The 15883-nt window shown below is 61.1% G+C and carries 12 protein-coding genes and 1 pseudogene; 4 read left to right on the forward strand and 9 right to left on the reverse strand.

Features of this window, described 5'->3' with window-relative positions; genetic code table 11:
- Positions 1–268: 268 nt before the first annotated feature.
- The gene (locus ACZ89E_RS25165; RefSeq protein WP_256672302.1) at positions 269–2218 is read left to right on the forward strand and encodes a BCCT family transporter; all 1950 of its coding nucleotides are present in this window, start codon (positions 269–271) and stop codon (positions 2216–2218) included.
- A 253-nt stretch (positions 2219–2471) separates the two neighbouring features.
- Here ACZ89E_RS25165 and choV read toward each other — a convergent pair whose 3' ends face one another.
- From choV to ACZ89E_RS25180, 3 genes are all read right to left on the reverse strand, one after another.
- A complete protein-coding gene (gene choV / locus ACZ89E_RS25170) occupies positions 2472–3650 on the reverse strand; it encodes a choline ABC transporter ATP-binding protein (RefSeq protein WP_149659659.1) in 1179 nt (392 codons plus the stop codon).
- The gene (gene choW, locus ACZ89E_RS25175; protein WP_123404334.1) at positions 3647–4492 is read right to left on the reverse strand and encodes a choline ABC transporter permease subunit; all 846 of its coding nucleotides are present in this window, start codon (positions 4490–4492) and stop codon (positions 3647–3649) included. The genes choV and choW overlap by 4 nt, the downstream gene beginning before the upstream one ends.
- A gap of 66 nt (positions 4493–4558) precedes the next feature.
- Positions 4559–5506, reverse strand: a complete 948-nt coding sequence (locus ACZ89E_RS25180; RefSeq protein WP_149659658.1) for a choline ABC transporter substrate-binding protein — start codon at positions 5504–5506, stop codon at positions 4559–4561.
- Positions 5507–5941: 435 nt separating this feature from the next.
- On the opposite strand from ACZ89E_RS25180, the gene ACZ89E_RS25185 reads away from it, so the two are divergent.
- On the forward strand, positions 5942–7318 hold the full coding sequence (locus ACZ89E_RS25185) for an L-serine ammonia-lyase (protein WP_149659657.1): 1377 nt from the start codon (positions 5942–5944) through the stop codon (positions 7316–7318).
- A gap of 524 nt (positions 7319–7842) precedes the next feature.
- The gene (gbdR, locus tag ACZ89E_RS25190; RefSeq protein ID WP_123513212.1) at positions 7843–8946 is read left to right on the forward strand and encodes a choline metabolism transcriptional regulator GbdR; all 1104 of its coding nucleotides are present in this window, start codon (positions 7843–7845) and stop codon (positions 8944–8946) included.
- A 170-nt stretch (positions 8947–9116) separates the two neighbouring features.
- On the opposite strand, the gene ACZ89E_RS25195 is transcribed toward gbdR, so the two are convergent.
- The 6 genes and pseudogenes from ACZ89E_RS25195 to choX form a co-directional block, all read right to left on the reverse strand.
- A complete protein-coding gene (locus ACZ89E_RS25195; protein ID WP_149659656.1) occupies positions 9117–9380 on the reverse strand; it encodes a hypothetical protein in 264 nt (87 codons plus the stop codon).
- 373 nt (positions 9381–9753) lie between these two features.
- Positions 9754–10918, reverse strand: a pseudogene (locus ACZ89E_RS25200) (gamma-butyrobetaine dioxygenase).
- 13 nt (positions 10919–10931) lie between these two features.
- Positions 10932–11408, reverse strand: a complete 477-nt coding sequence (locus ACZ89E_RS25205; protein WP_149659654.1) for a thioesterase family protein — start codon at positions 11406–11408, stop codon at positions 10932–10934.
- Between the two features lie 147 nt (positions 11409–11555).
- Positions 11556–12521 (reverse strand): L-carnitine dehydrogenase, encoded by a 966-nt coding sequence (locus ACZ89E_RS25210; protein WP_149659652.1) that lies wholly within the window; start codon positions 12519–12521, stop codon positions 11556–11558.
- Positions 12522–12735: 214 nt separating this feature from the next.
- Positions 12736–13623 carry a 3-dehydrocarnitine:acetyl-CoA trimethylamine transferase CdhC gene (gene cdhC / locus ACZ89E_RS25215; RefSeq protein WP_149659651.1) on the reverse strand — a complete coding sequence of 296 codons (888 nt, stop codon included), beginning with the start codon at positions 13621–13623 and terminating at the stop codon, positions 12736–12738.
- Between the two features lie 88 nt (positions 13624–13711).
- Complete coding sequence (gene choX, locus ACZ89E_RS25220) at positions 13712–14656, reverse strand: choline ABC transporter substrate-binding protein (RefSeq protein WP_149659650.1); 945 nt, start codon at positions 14654–14656, stop codon at positions 13712–13714.
- Positions 14657–14866: 210 nt separating this feature from the next.
- On the opposite strand from choX, the gene ACZ89E_RS25225 reads away from it, so the two are divergent.
- Positions 14867–15811: a GlxA family transcriptional regulator gene (locus ACZ89E_RS25225; protein WP_149659649.1), complete on the forward strand. Its 945-nt coding sequence runs from the start codon at positions 14867–14869 to the stop codon at positions 15809–15811.
- Positions 15812–15883: the final 72 nt, after the last annotated feature.

Genomic DNA, 15883 nt, shown 5'->3' on the forward strand with positions numbered 1-15883 from the left:
ATTCGTCGCTGCCTGCCGGTTTTTCCTACGTGTAGCGGGCGGAAAAACGACATCCGAAACGGCTCGAAACCCCCGCGCACAGGCGCTCCCGGGCTTCGGGCTTTTTTCGGGCTGTCTTTATATCACCCGCTGGTCGGCTGCCAACTAACCGATTGGTCGGGTATCGCGTTGCCTTGTGTTCTTCTCCCGCACTGCCCGGAGCATCTGTGCCATGAGTTCTGCCTCTCTAATAAAGACCCCGCCCGAGAAGGTGACGGTCAACGGTTGGGTGTTCTACACCTCTACCGCGCTGATCCTGTTGTTGACCGCCATTCTGATCATCGCCCCGCAAGAGGCCGGCAGATTGCTCGGCATTGCCCAGGCCTGGTTGTCCCGCAGCTTCGGCTGGTACTACATGGTGGTGATCGCCGCCTACCTGGTGTTCGTGGTCGGCCTGGCGTTTTCGTCCTACGGCAAACTCAAACTGGGCAGCAAGGACGACACCCCGGACTTCAGCTACGGCGCCTGGGCGGGGATGCTGTTCTCGTCGGGCATCGGCATCTCGCTGCTGTACTTCGGTGCCTCCGAGCCGCTGGACCATTACTTCAACCCGCCGGAAGGTGTGGCCGCGAGCAACATGGCGGCGCGTCAGGCGGTTCAGCTGACGTTCCTGCATTGGGGCCTGCATGGCTGGGCGATCTACGCACTGGTCGGTCTGGCTGTTGCTTACTTTGCTTATCGCCACAACCAGCCGCTGGCGCTGCGTTCGGCGCTGTATCCGCTGGTGGGTGAGCGTTGGGTCAAAGGCGCGGCCGGTCACGCAGTGGACGGCTTCGGCATGTTCGTGACGTTGCTGGGGCTGGTGACGAACCTGGGGATTGGTTCGCTGCAAGTGTCTTCGGGGTTGGAAAACCTGTTCGGCATGGAACACAGCAACACCAACCTGCTGATCGTGATCATCGTGATGAGCACCGTGGCGACCATCGCGGCCGTGTCGGGCGTGGAAAACGGCATCCGTCGTCTGTCCAACCTCAACATCGTGCTGTTCAGCGGCCTGCTGATTTTCGTGCTGCTGTTCGGCCCGACGTTGCACCTGCTCAACGGCTTCGTGCAGAACATCGGCGATTACCTGAACGGTGTGGTGCTGAAGACCTTCGACCTCTATGTGTACGAAGGCGACAGTGACAAGTCCGACCGCTGGTTGGGCCTGTGGACTCTGTTCTACTGGGCCTGGTGGATTTCCTGGGCCCCGTTCGTAGGCATGTTCATCGCGCGTATTTCCCGTGGTCGCACGGTGCGTGAACTGGTGGCCGGCGTGCTGCTGATTCCGCTGGGTTTCACCCTGGCGTGGCTGTCGATCTTCGGTAACTCGGCCCTGGACCTGGTGATGAACCATGGGGCGGTGGAGCTCGGGAAGACGGCGCTGGAACAGCCGTCGATGGCGATCTACCAACTGCTTGAGCATTACCCGGCGTCGAAGATTGTGATCGGCGTGTCGATCTTTGTCGGTTTTGTGCTGTTCCTGACCCCGGCGGATTCCGGCGCGGTGATGATGGCCAACCTGTCCTGCAAGGGCGGCAACGTTGATGAAGATGCGCCGCACTGGCTGCGGATCTTCTGGTCGGCGGTGATCACCCTGGTGACCATCGGCCTGCTGTTTGCCGGTAACTTCGAAGCCATGCAAACCATGGTGGTGCTGGCCGGTCTGCCGTTCTCGGTGGTGCTGGTGTTCTTCATGTTCGGTTTGCACAAGCAGATGCGCCTGGACGTGCAGATCGAACAGGAGCAAGCGGAGTTGGCCGCACGCGGTCGTCGCGGTTTCAGCGAGCGCTTGACCCAGCTGGACCTGCAACCGAACCAGTCGATCGTGCAGCGCTTCATGGACAAGCAAGTCAGCCCGGCGCTGGAAGATGCGGCGGTGCAATTGCGCGCTCAAGGCCTGGACGTGCAGACCTTGCTCGGCAAGTCCAAGCGTTGCATGGGCCTGCGGATCGAGATGGAAGAGGGCAACCCTTTTGTCTACGAAGTGAGCCTGGACGGCTATCTGGCGGCGGCGAGTGACACGGTGTCGGCCGAAAGCGCCGATGAACCCCGCGCACGCTACTACCGCGCCGAGGTGTACCTGCACAACGGCAGCCAGGACTATGACCTGATGGGCTTCGCTCAGGATCAGATCACCCGTGACGTGCTCGATCAGTTTGAAAGCCATCGGCAGCTCCTTGGCCGTGTCTATAGCTGAGTAGCGAGATGAGCGTTCCTGCGCTACGCGTGGGAACGCAAAGGGGCTCAAGTTGAGCCCCTTTTTTTGTGCCTGATCGATCGGTTGATCGTTCTCACGCTCTGCGTGGGAATGCCGCCCCGGACGCTCCGCGTCCGCTTTTGAATCGTGACGCGGAGCGTCACCGGATGCATTCCCACGCGGAGCGTGGGAACGATCAAGCGTGGGAACGATCACGCCGCGATCCTCTCGCGGCGTTTTTGTGTCTGTTGCCTTAGCCCAGGTTCTTGCCGAGCAGCGCGTGGTAAAGCTCGCTGTCGCCGAGGATCCCCACCACTTTGTTGTTGTCGTGCAGCACCAGTTTGTTGCCGGTCTGGTAACGAATCTGCAGCGCTTCGCGCATGCCGATGTTCGAATCCACCACCGTTGGCCGACGGCCTAAACCTTCCACCGATTGCCCTGGCACCCAGTTCTGCAGGTCCAGGCTCGCGCCGTTCTGGCGGGCGCCCTTGATGGTGTTGCCCTCGGCCAGGTCCAGCCACGAATCGCCGCCCGGATCCAGGCACACCGAACCGTTGATGCGTTTGCAGTTGTCCAGCGTGCGCATCAGGCTGCGGCCGCACAACACGTTCAGCGGGTTGGTGTGAGCCACGAAGGTGCGCACGTAATCGTCCGCCGGGTTCAACACGATCTCTTCCGGCACGCTGTACTGCACGATGCGCCCGTCTTTCATGATCGCAATCCGGCTGCCGAGCTTCAGCGCTTCATCCAGGTCATGGCTCACGAACACGATGGTCTTGTTCAGCTTGCTTTGCAGTTCCAGCAGTTCGTCTTGCAGGCCTTGGCGGATCAACGGGTCGAGGGCCGAGAACGGTTCGTCCATCAGCAGAATGTCGGCGTCCATCGCCAGCGCACGGGCCAGGCCCACACGTTGCTGCATACCGCCGGAGAGTTCGTCGGGCTTCTTGTTGCGCCACTGGGTCAGGCCCACCAGCTCAAGCTTGTCGTCCACCAGCTTGCGCCGTTCTTTTTCCGGGCGACCCTGCATTTCCAGACCGAAGCTGATGTTCTCGCGCACGGTCAGCCAAGGCATCAGGGCGAACTTCTGGAACACCATCGCGATGCGCTTGGTGCGCATCATTTTCAGTTCGGCCGGGGTACAGGACGCGATATCGATCTGCTTGCCTTCGTGCTCGACGAACAACTTGCCACGGCTGACGGTGTTAAGACCGTTGATACAACGCAGCAGGCTGGATTTACCGGAGCCGGACAGGCCCATCAGCACGCAGATTTCGCCTTTTTCGACGTCCAGGCTGGCTTTTTCAACGCCGACGATCTGCCCGGTTTTCTTCAGGATCTGGTCGCGGGTCATGCCTTGGTCGAGGAGTTTGAGCGCCTCACGCGGGTCTTTGGAGAAGATTACGTCGACGTCTTCGAAGCGAATAATGCTCATGCGTCACCCCCTACTTTAGCGTCGGGTTGTTTGCAGATACGGTCGAGCATGATCGCCAGCAGTACGATTGCCAACCCGGCTTCGAAGCCCAGGGCGATATCGGCGGTGTTCAGTGCGTTGACCACGGGTTTGCCCAGGCCGTCGGCGCCCACCAGTGCAGCGATCACCACCATCGACAACGACAGCATGATGCACTGGGTGATACCGGCCGCGATGCTGGGCATCGCGTAGGGCAGTTCGATGCGTGCGAGCAGTTGACGTCGCGAGCAGCCGAAGGCTTTGCCGGCGTCCATCAGTTCTGCGGGAACATCACGGATACCCAGGTAGGTCAGGCGGATTGGCGCGGCAATCGCGAACACCACCGTCGAGATCAGGCCCGGGACCACACCCAGCCCGAAGAGGGTCAGGGTTGGAATGAGGTACACGAAGGTCGGCACGGTCTGCATCAGATCGAGCACCGGACGCATCAGTGTGTAGAACATCGGTTTGTGCGCGGCGACGATGCCCAACGGCACGCCGATGACCACGCAGACCAGGGTCGCGAAGAGCACCTGGGCGAGGGTTTCCATGGTTTCCTGCCAGTACCCCAGATTGAGGATCAGCAGAAAGGAGGCGATGACGAAAACGGTCAGCCCCCACTTGCGTTGAATGAAGTGTGCCAGTAGCGCGATGAGGCCGATCAATGCCAGCGGGTTGAACCAGGTCAGCGCAAAAGTCACGCCGTGGATCATCGTTTCCAGTGTCACGGCGATTGCGTCGAAGGTGCTGGCGCCGTGTTGCGTCAACCATTCAACGAAGCCCGCGATGTACTGGCCTAGGGGGATTTTCTGATCAATCAGCATGGTAGTGAACGTCCGCATGCAAGGAAATAAACAGCCCGGACGGCCGAAACCGTCCGGCGTAAGCGATTACTGCGCGAGCTTGGCTTTCACGGCCTCCAGGCCTGGTTTACCGTCAATGGTGGTCACGCCAGCGAGCCAGGTATCGAGGACCTGTGGATTCTTTTTCAGCCAGGCCTTGGCGGCCGCGTCAGGCTTCATCTTGTCGTCCAGGATGTTGCCCATCAGCGCGCTTTCCATGTCTACGGTGAATTCCAGGTTTTTCAGCAGAGTACCGACGTTGCTGCATTCCTGGACGTAGCCCTTGCGGGTATTGGTGGCCACGGTGGCGGCACCGAAGTCCTTGCCGAAGAAGTCATCGCCACCGGTCAGGTATTGAATCTTGAAGCGCTTGTTCATCGGGTGCGGTGCCCAGCCGAGGAAGACCACGGCGGTATCGCGTTTCTGCGCGCGATCGACCTGGGACAGCATCCCCGCTTCGCTGGACTCGACGACTTTGAAGCCGGCGGTTTTGAGACCGAAGGCATCCTTGTCGATCATGCTCTGGATCAGGCGGTTGCCGTCGTTGCCTGGCTCGATGCCGTAGATCTTGCCGTCGAGTTCTTTCTTGAATTTGGCGATGTCGGCGAAGTCATGCAGCCCCTTGTCGTACAGGGCTTGCGGAACGGCGAGGGTGTACTTGGCGCCGGTGAGGTTGGTGCGAACGACGTCCACGGTGCCGGCATCGCGGTAGGCCTTGATGTCGTTTTCCATGGTCGGCATCCAGTTACCGAGGAACACGTCCATGTTCTTGCCATCGGCCAGGGACTTGTAGGTCACGGGCACGGAAATCATGGTGGTCTTGGTTTTGTAGCCCAGGGCGTCGAGGACAACGCTGGTGGTCGCGGTAGTCGCGGTGATGTCGGTCCAGCCGACATCAGAGAAGTTTACGGTGCTGCACTGAGCGGGTTCTGCGGCTTGAGCCAGTAACGGCAAACTCAGCATGGCGGCCAACAACAACGACGGGGAACCTTTCATGGGTGGACTCCTTGGTGTTTTTTTTGGCAGTGTTCCGACTGGACCACCGCACTTATAGGTTGCGGTTGGTGGCGTTTTTTAAGACAGCTCTACCACGGCGCCTTGCAATCGAGTCGATACGATCATGTACCAGTGAAAATCTGACGCCTACAGGGGGCGTCGTAACCAGTACAGGGATGGTCGCATCCAGTGTCAGTGACGTCGTTTACAGCTTTTTTCTGCCCTGTTTGCCGCTCTGAACCGCAAAAAAACGGCGAAAACGCAGCGTCGACGACCCGCGGCGTTGTTGGACATGAGTGCGTCGGTGTGAGACGTCGAACGACACCACAAAAGCCTGATGATGCGGCCATCTCGGCGGATTGCAGCTTGAGCGTAGCAGCTCCGTCACTGGGCGCTTTTGCGCCTGGAGTTGGCACATCCAGGAGTTCGGCAGTAATGGCTATCAGCGTTTTCGACCTGTTCAAAATCGGCATTGGCCCTTCCAGTTCGCACACCGTCGGCCCGATGCGGGCGGCGGCGCTGTTCGTGCAAGGTTTGCGTGAGCAGGGTCTTTTGGAACAAGTAAGGCGTGTCGAAGTTCAGCTCTACGGCTCGTTATCGGCCACCGGCATCGGTCACGGCAGCGATAACGCCGTGATCATGGGGCTGATGGGCGAGTGGCCGGACGCGATCGATCCGTCGAAAATCGGCCTGCATATCGAAACCCTGCGCGAAACCCACACCTTGTTGCTCGACGGTCGTTTGTCGGTGCCGTTCATCTGGGCTCGTGACATGCGCCTGATCGACGAGAACCTGCCTTTTCACCCGAATGCCATGACCTTAATTGTAGAAGGCGATCACGGGGAGCTGCACCGCGACACCTACTATTCGATTGGCGGCGGTTTTGTCGTCGATGAGGCACAAGCGTCCAGTGGCGTGGTGGACCTGGATCGCACCGTGTTGCCGTATGACTTCTCCAGTGCGGTGGAACTGCTGGAGTTGTGCCAGAAGCACAACTTGCGCGTGGCCGAGCTGATGCTGGCCAACGAGAAGGTCTGGCGCAGCGAAGAAGAGATCCGCGCCGGCCTGATGAAACTCTGGCGCGCCATGCAGGACTGCGTCGACCAGGGCCTCAAGCACGAAGGCATCCTGCCCGGCGGCCTGAACGTGCGCCGACGTGCCGCCAAGTTGCATCGCAGTCTGCAAGAGCTGGGCAAGCCCAACGTGATCGGCTCGACGTTGAGCGCTATGGAATGGGTCAACCTGTTCGCCCTGGCGGTCAACGAAGAGAACGCGGCCGGTGGGCGCATGGTCACGGCGCCGACCAACGGCGCGGCAGGGATTATTCCGGCGGTGTTGCACTACTTTATGAAGTTCAGCGAGGTGGTGACCGAGGCCAACGTGGTCGACTATTTCCTCAGTGCGGCAGCGGTGGGGATTCTGTGCAAGAAGAACGCCTCCATCTCCGGCGCCGAAGTCGGTTGCCAGGGCGAAGTCGGCTCGGCCTGCGCCATGGCGGCGGCGGGGTTGGCGGAGATTCTCGGCGCCACGCCGGAGCAGTTGTGCAACGCGGCGGAGATTGGCCTGGAACACAACCTCGGCCTGACTTGCGACCCGGTGGGCGGGTTGGTGCAAGTGCCGTGCATCGAGCGCAATGCGATTGCCGCGGTGAAAGCGATCAACGCGGCGCAGATGGCGTTGCGCGGCGATGGTCAGCACTTTATCTCGCTGGACCGGGTGATCCGCACCATGCGCGATACCGGCGCCGATATGCATGACAAATACAAGGAAACGTCGCGGGGTGGGTTGGCGGTGAGTGCGGTGGAGTGTTGATTCAGTAGGACCGCGTCGCGCCATTCGCGGGCAAGCCTCGCTCCTACAAGGGCAATACAAAACCTGTAGGAGCGAGGCTTGCCCGCGAAGGCGTCAGACCAGTCAAAACTGCGCGCTAAGTGAACACCGCACCAAAACCGCGCCACCTTTTAGCGCGTCGCTTACAGACAAGCGCACTTCCCGAGATCCGGGATCCAGTCTGGCCATTACCGCCTGTCACCTGTGCTTGTGGTGACACTCTGCTCCAGCACCTCGCAGCCCCTGTTCCCACAAGTGCTACCGATTTGCTCACACCCCGCAATACTGCGCATTTGCCCGCCTTGATGGCACTTATAACCCCCACTCTGCGCACGGCTTATATAGACACGCCGCGACGTCGTTTTCAGGAGTTATTGAACGCGCATTCAATTTTAGGCATGGCATTTGCTCTGTCATTACAAAGCCCGTCTCCCACGCGAGAACGATGGCAATAACAAGAGCCTCCGCCTGAGGCCATCACCCGCTTTGTGTGAGGAGATACCGCGATGACGACGTTCAACTCGGGGGCTCAACCCCAGAACCGTGCGCCTCAATCCATCGGCTTTCTGCTGCTGGACAATTTCACGCTGATTTCTCTGGCCTCAGCAGTAGAACCCCTGCGCATGGCCAACCAATTGTCCGGCCGCGAGCTGTATCGCTGGACCACCCTCACCGTCGACGGCGGCCAGGTCTGGGCCAGTGACGGTCTGCAAATCACCCCCGATTGCTCCATGCACAAAGCGCCGTCCATGGACACCATCATTGTCTGCGGCGGTATCGGCATCCAGCGCACTGTGACCCGCGAACACGTGTCTTGGCTGCAAAGCCAGGCGCGTCAGTCCAAGCGCCTCGGCGCGGTGTGCACCGGCAGTTGGGCCCTGGCTTGCGCCGGTCTGCTGGATGGCTTCGATTGCAGCGTGCACTGGGAATGCCTGGCGGCTATGCAGGAAGCGTTTCCGCGCGTGGCCATGAGCACCCGCTTGTTTACCCTCGACCGCAACCGTTTCACCAGCTCCGGCGGCACCGCGCCGCTGGACATGATGCTGCACCTGATCAGCCGCGATCACGGCCGTGAACTGTCGGCGGCAATTTCGGAGATGTTTGTCTACGAGCGCATCCGCAACGAGCAGGATCACCAGCGCGTGCCGCTCAAGCACATGCTCGGCACCAACCAGCCGAAGTTGCAGGAAATCGTTGCGCTGATGGAAGCCAACCTGGAAGAGCCTATCGACCTCGACGAACTGGCGGTGTACGTCGCCGTTTCCCGACGTCAGCTGGAGCGGCTGTTCCAGAAATACCTGCACTGCTCTCCGTCGCGCTACTACCTCAAGCTGCGCCTGATCCGCGCCCGGCAGTTGCTCAAGCAAACGCCGATGTCGATCATCGAAGTGGCGTCGGTGTGCGGTTTCGTGTCCACGCCGCACTTCTCCAAGTGCTACCGCGAATACTTCGGCATTCCGCCGCGTGACGAGCGCGTAGGGTCCAACACCACGCAACAGGTGGCGATGATGCCGCTGCCGCAAGCGCTGGTCTTGTCGCCGTTGTCCGGGCCGTTGTCGGCGTTGAGTCAGGCGCGCAATGAGTCAACCTTCGCCAGCGTTAGGCTCTAGACCGAGCGGGCTACTGTGGCGAGGGAGCTTGCTCCCGCTGGGCTGCGCAGCAGTCCCAAAACCGGCGAATGCGGTCTTTCTGACAAACCGCATTCGCTGCTTTTTGCGACCGCTTCGCGGTCGAGCGGGAGCAAGCTCCCTCGCCACAAAAGGCCGCTCAGTGCTGACAATCAGGCGCTACGACTCTGCTGATACTCCGCCAACGCCGGCAACAATTGCTTGTCTATCGCCTGGCGCACCGCCGGCAGGATGGTCGCGCTGCTGGTGTACATCTGCTTGACCATGGTGCGCAGCACGATGGCCCGCTCATCGTTCAAACCCCGCACCGCACACTCGCAAGCCTGTTCGGCGGTGGCACCGCTCGGTACTGGAAAGCCCAACGATTTCAGCTGGCCCAACAGGTCTTCCTGGTCAATCAAATCGGCGTACATCATGACGCAATCCTTCTTCAGGGAACGGTGTCGTGGCTCGATTCTGGTAGGGGGGCGGGGCGTCGGCAAGGACGATTTGTCGCAATGGCCGCGATACCTATGAACAGGTCGTTTTCGGCTAACTTGCCAGGGAGGGGAGTAGGCACACTGGATTCAGCTGGCTTCACGATGGTTTGGTCACCCTCGCGCAACGGCTCCTCAACAGTACCTTGTGCCCCGATCCTGTCACGGCTTGATCGGGGCTTTTTTTTGTCTGGGGAATCAGGTGGGGATGTGTTGTTTGGGCTGACGTCTTCGCGGGCAAGCCTCGCTCCTACAGGGGGTATGCGATCCCCTGTAGGAGAGAGGCTTGCCCGCGAATGAACGATGACGCGGTCTACCGTTGCAACACCAAAATCCGCGACAACAACTCATCCCGATCCACATAACACCCCTGGAAATGCCGGGCGCCGGTGGCAGGGTCGAAGGCGTTGCGGGCGTGGAGGGTGCGGCGGTTGTCGAAACACCACAATTCGCCGGGATTGAGCCGCTGCATCAGGCGAAACCGCGCCTCTCGGGTCATGGCAATAAACCGCCGATACGCCCGATAGAGCTTGGGCATGTCCTCGATCGATGCATCAAACGGCCCGCGCAGGAAGTTCGCCATGCGGGATCTCCGACACGTGCCCCAACGCATCCAGTGCGATGATCGGCGCCAGGCAGCGGTAGTCGCTGTGGCGATCCTTGTTGCGGAACTCCACGGGGATGTCGCACAAGGCCTGGAACGACTCTGGGCTCTCAACCCGCAACGCCTCGGCAATGGCAAAACCGTCGACAAAAATACTCTCGCCACCCTCGGCATCATTCACCAGGCAATGCAGGAATTGCAGCCCCGGTTGCAACTCCCGGGTTGGCAGGTCGCTGTGCAGCGGCAGGTTGAAAGCAGTGTAGGCGTTGCTGTCGGCGTCGGCCTTGGATTGCACGTTGAACAACACGCCGAAATTGCTCTCGCGGATGAAGGAGATGCGCTGGGCGATCAACTTCAGCGAGCCGGGTTCGGTGGGCACGCCACGGACCTGGGTCAGGCCGATATCCCGCACCGCCAGCAGCCATTGCAGCAGGGCGTCGTTGTCGTTCATTAATGCCTGATAGTCGAACACCGGCAGCCGCAAATCGCTGGTCCACAATTTGGATTTCGGTTTGCCCGCCCGTCGCTCGGTGCGGGATTCATCGTCGTAGGCATGGGCCCGCAACCAGCCCGGATCGAAGCGGCTGAGGTGGCCGTCTTGCCAGTCGACGCGCAGGCAACCGTCGGCTTCGAGATGCGCGGCACTGGGTGTCAGGTCTTCCGCGACATCGACGATTTCCAGCACCTGCTCGCGAGTCACGGTATAGACACACAACGGACACGGGCAGTTGTCCCGCAGCCATTGGTGATGAAAAGGGCTGACGCGGCCATCGGCCCAGGTCACTTGGACGCGGTCCGCCAGGGTGTGCACGGCGGTTAACGCGCTGATCAACGGGTAGGTGCGGAAGTCGGCAAAAGCGGCGGCGGTGTTCATGGCGATCTCCTGGTTATTTTTTTGGCGGTAGTGCGATCACTCGGCCGATGTAGTCAGGGGCAGGCAGGTCGGCTTGTTCGGCGACGATGGCTTGCAGCTTGCCCAGGGTGTCTTCGCTGAACGGTGCGGAGCGCGGTCCGGCGAGGTCGACGTGCAGCAGCATTTGCTCGTTGCCGGCCAGTTCCTTGTCACCGCCCACCAGGTGCAGGCTGTGGTAGAGGTGCAGGCGTTTGCTGTCGTGGGCGATGATTTGCGTGTGCACTTCGACGTCGGCGTCGAGCTTCACTTCGTGCAGGTAGTTGAGGTGCAATTCGAGGGTGAACAACGAGTTGCCGCTGGCTTCGCGGTTGTTGCTGTCCATGCCCAGACGATCCATCAGCGCGTCGGTGGCGTAGCTGAAGATCAGCAGGTAGAAGGCGTCGCGCAGGTGGCCGTTGTAGTCGACCCAGTCGGGGATGATTTTGGTTTGGTAGGTGGTGAGGGTGGGCATGTCGTCACATCCGAAAATGGTTGGGTTGTGATCGTTCCCACGCTCCGCGTGGGAATGCCTCTTGTGACGCTCTGCGTCACGCTTTGGGACGCGGAGCGTCCCGGGCTGCATTCCCACGCAGAGCGTGGGAACGATCAGGACGCGGGTTTAGTCGGCAAACGCCATCCCATGCTTCTCTTTGGTGGTCTTCACCGCCTCCAGCACCGCCAGCAAGCAATCATCACGATAGCGTTCCAGCGCTGAAATGCTGTGGCTGCCCAACTGATCACTGGTCCCATCCACCACATCATCAATCAACTTGTCGGTCAGCTCCGGTGCCGGCAGATAGGTCCAAGGCAACTGCAACGCCGGCCCGAATTGCGCCATAAAGTGCCGCATGCCCGCATCGCCACCTGCCAGGGTGTAGGTCAGGAACGTGCCCATGAACGACCAGCGCAGACCCGCGCCAAAGCGGATCGCATCGTCGATTTCGCCGGTAGTCGCCACGCCGTCGTTGACCAGGTGCAGCGCCTCGCGCCACAGCGCTTCGAGCAAGCGGTCGGCGATGAACCCCGGCACTTCCTTGCGTACATGCAGCGGGCGCATCCCTAGGGATTCGTAGACTTTGATCGCCGCTTGAATCGCTTCCGGCGCGGTGTTCTTGCCGCCGACCACTTCTACCAATGGCAGCAGGTAAACCGGGTTGAACGGATGCCCGACCACGCAGCGTTCCGGGTGGGTTGAGCCTTCGTAGAATTCGCTCGGCAACAGCCCCGAGGTGCTGGAGCCGATCAGTGCATTGGGCTTGGCCGCTGCGCTGATTTTGCCGTGCAGTTCCAGTTTCAGTTCCAGACGTTCCGGGGCGCTTTCCTGGATGAAATCCGCGTCGCGCACGCATTCTTCAATGGTGGCGACAAAGCGCAGGCGATCTTGCGAGGCGCCGGGGGCCAGGCCTTGTTTCTCCAGTGCGCCCCAGGCATTGGCGACCCGCTTGCGCAGCGCCGCTTCGGCACCGGGCGCCGGGTCCCAGGCCACCACGTCGAGGCCATGGGCGAGGGCGCGGGAGACCCAGCCGCTGCCGATGACACCGCTGCCCAGCGCGGCGAAGGTTTTGATTTCGGTGATAAAGCTCATGGCGACTTCCTAAATGAATTCAGTGATCCCATGTGGGCCGAACCTTTGTGGCGAGGGGGCTTGGCCCCGTTGGGTCGCGTAGCGGCCCCAAAACCTGCAACCGCGGTATGCCAGGCATACCGCATGCAATGGTTTACGACTGCTTCGCAGCCGAACGGGGGCAAGCCCCCTCGCCACACAAGCCCGCTCCCACAGGTTGAATGTGTTGTGGGGTTTAACCGCGCTTGGTCAGGCCCATTTTTGCCCGGCCTTCGGCCGGCGTCAGGACGCGAGCGCCGAGGCGGCTGAGGATTTCGCTGGCGCGTTCCACCAGTTGGCCGTTGGTCGCCAGTACGCCTTTGTCCAGCCACAGGTTGTCTTCCAGCCCGACCCGTACGTTGCCGCCCAGCAGCACCGCTTGCGCCGCCATCGGCATTTGCATGCGCCCGATGCCGAACCCGGCCCAGACCGCGTCGGCCGGCAGGTTGTCGACCATGGCTTTCATGGTGGTGGTGTCGGCCGGCGCGCCCCACGGGATGCCCAGGCACAGCTGGAACAGCGGGTTGTCGAGCAAGCCTTCCTTGATCATCTGCTTGGCGAACCACAGGTGACCGGTGTCGAAGATTTCCAGCTCGGCCTTCACGCCCAGCTCTTGAATGCGTTTGGCGCCAGCGCGCAGCTGCGCCGGAGTGGAGACGTAAATCGTGTCGCCATCGCCGAAGTTCAGAGTGCCGCAGTCGAGGGTGCAGATTTCCGGCAGCAGTTCTTCGACGTGAGCGAGGCGGGTCAGCGGGCCGACCAGGTCGGTGTTCGGGCCGAACGCCATCGGGTTCTCGCCCGCGCCGATTTCCAGGTCGCCGCCCATGCCGGCGGTGAGGTTGACGATGATGTCCACGTCCGCCTCGCGGATGCGCTCCATCACTTCGCGGTACAGCGCCACGTCACGGCTGAACTTGCCGGTTTCGGGATCGCGGACGTGGCAGTGGACCACGGTGGCGCCGGCCTTGGCGGCTTCCACGGCGGCGGCGGCAATTTGTTTCGGGGTGACCGGCACATGTGGGCTTCTGGCGGTCGTGTCGCCAGCACCGGTGAGTGCGCAGGTGATGATGACGTCGTGGTTCATTAGGCGATTCCTGTTCTTTATGGGTGTGGCAGGCGTGATGATTCCGTTCGCAGCCCGTGCAGGCTGCGATTCGGTGGTTCAATCGGGTTTATTTACTGGTCAATGACAGGTTTTCAGCCGCTGGTTTTCCATCGAAAGTCGTCACACCTTCGAGCCAGCGTTGCTTGTCTTGCGGGTGATCTTTGAGCCATTGCTTGGCCGACTCGAAGGCGTCCTTGTGATCCAGCAACGGCTGCATCATCCGGCTCTCATCTTCGGCGGTGTAGGTCAGGTTGCTCAGCAAACGGCTGACGTTCGGGCATTGTTCGGCGTATTTCGGGGCGGTGACGGTCCAGACCGTGGCCATGCCTTCGTTCGGGCCCAGAGCATCTTCGCTGCCGGTGAGGTAAGTCATCTTCACGTTGACGTTCATCGGGTGCGGCGCCCAGCCGAAGAACACCACGGCTTCCTTGCGGCGCACGGCGCGATCCACGGCGGCGAGCATGCCGGCCTCGCTGGACTCGACCAGCTGGAACTTGCCGAGGCCAAACTGATTCTTGGCGATCATCGCCTTGATCTGGGTGTTGGCGCCCGAGCCCGGTTCGATGCCGTAGATCTTGCCGCCCAGTTCTTTTTCGAACTTGGCGATGTCGGCGAAGGTTTTCAGGCCCTTGTCGGCGAGGTAGGTCGGGACGGCGAGGGTGGCGCGGGCGTCTTTCAGGCTTGGGGCCTCAAGCACCTTGACCTGATTGGCTGCGACGAACGGGGTGATGGTCTGGGTCATCAGCGGGTTCCAGTAGCCCAGGAACAGGTCCAGGCGCTGGTCGCGGATCCCGGCGAAGATGATTTGCTGGGACGCACTGGTTTGTTTGGTGTTGTAGCCGAGGCCATCGAGCAATACCTGAGTCATGGCGCTGGTGGCAATCACATCGGTCCAGTTCACTACGCCCATGCGCACGTTCTGGCACGAGGCAGGGTCGGCGGCCATGACACTGGCGCTCAAGAAAGCGGTACCGCTGAGTGCAAGAACACAGCTGCTGATCAGTCGTTTCATGGTGGGTTCCTCGGCAGGTCGTTATTGTGGGTCCCGGCATCTTCGTGCGCCGGTGATGACCAAGTTACGCAGCTAAGGCCCCGGCCAAACGCACTACGGCGACCAGCTCTTGCACTGCAGCGACCTGCGCTCTTGAATGCCATCGCCAAGTGGCGTATCAACGTCCACACGCTCCCCGCCCTCTCGTTACTTGCCAGTCGAGTGCGCTCCATGTCCCAGGATTTCTACTTCATGCTGATGCCGGGTTTCTCGGCCATCGGTTTTATCTCGGCCATCGAGCCACTGCGGGTCGCCAATCGCTTTCGCGGCGAGCTGTATCGCTGGCATGTATTAAGTGCTGATGGCGGCGCGGTTCTGGCCAGCAACGGCATGTCGGTCAACGCCGATGCGGCGCTGGAACCGCTGAAGAAAGGCGCGACGCTGCTGGTGGTCGCCGGTTTCGAACCGCTGAAATTCGCCACCCCGGCCCTGGAGCACTGGCTGCGCCGACTGGACAACGAGGGCGTCACCCTCGGCGCCATCGACACCGGCAGCTTCGTCCTCGCCGAAGCCGGCCTGCTCGACGGCCATCGCTTGACCCTGCACTGGGAAGCCATCGACGCCTTCAAGGAATCCTACCCACAGCTCAGCGTCACCCAGGAACTGTTCGAGATCGACCGCCGGCGAATCACCTCCGCCGGCGGCACCGCCTCCATCGACCTGATGCTCGACCTCATCGGCCAGGCCCACGGCCCGGAACTGGCGATCCAGGTCAGCGAACAATTCGTACTCGGCCGCATCCGCCCGCGCAAAGACCACCAACGCATGGAAGTCGCCACGCGTTATGGCATCAGCAACAAGAAACTGGTGCAGGTGATCGGCGAGATGGAGCAGCACAGCGAACCGCCGTTGAGTACGCTGGCGTTGGCGGAGTCGATCAAAGTGACGCGGCGGCAGTTGGAGCGGTTGTTTCGGTTGCACCTGAACGACACACCGAGCAATTTTTACCTGCGGCTAAGGCTGGAAAAGGCGCGGCAGTTATTGCGCCAGACCGACATGAGCGTGCTGGAAGTGAGCATTGCGTGCGGGTTTGAATCGCCGTCGTATTTCACCCGCAGTTATCGGGCGCGGTTTGAGCGGTGTCCGCGGGAAGACCGGCGAACCGCCAAGGCATGATTGTTCCCACACTCTGCGTGGGAATGCCGCCAGGGACGCTCCGCGTTCCGCTTCGGGATGTGACGCAGAGCG

This window comes from Pseudomonas sp. TE3899, from assembly GCF_056279105.1.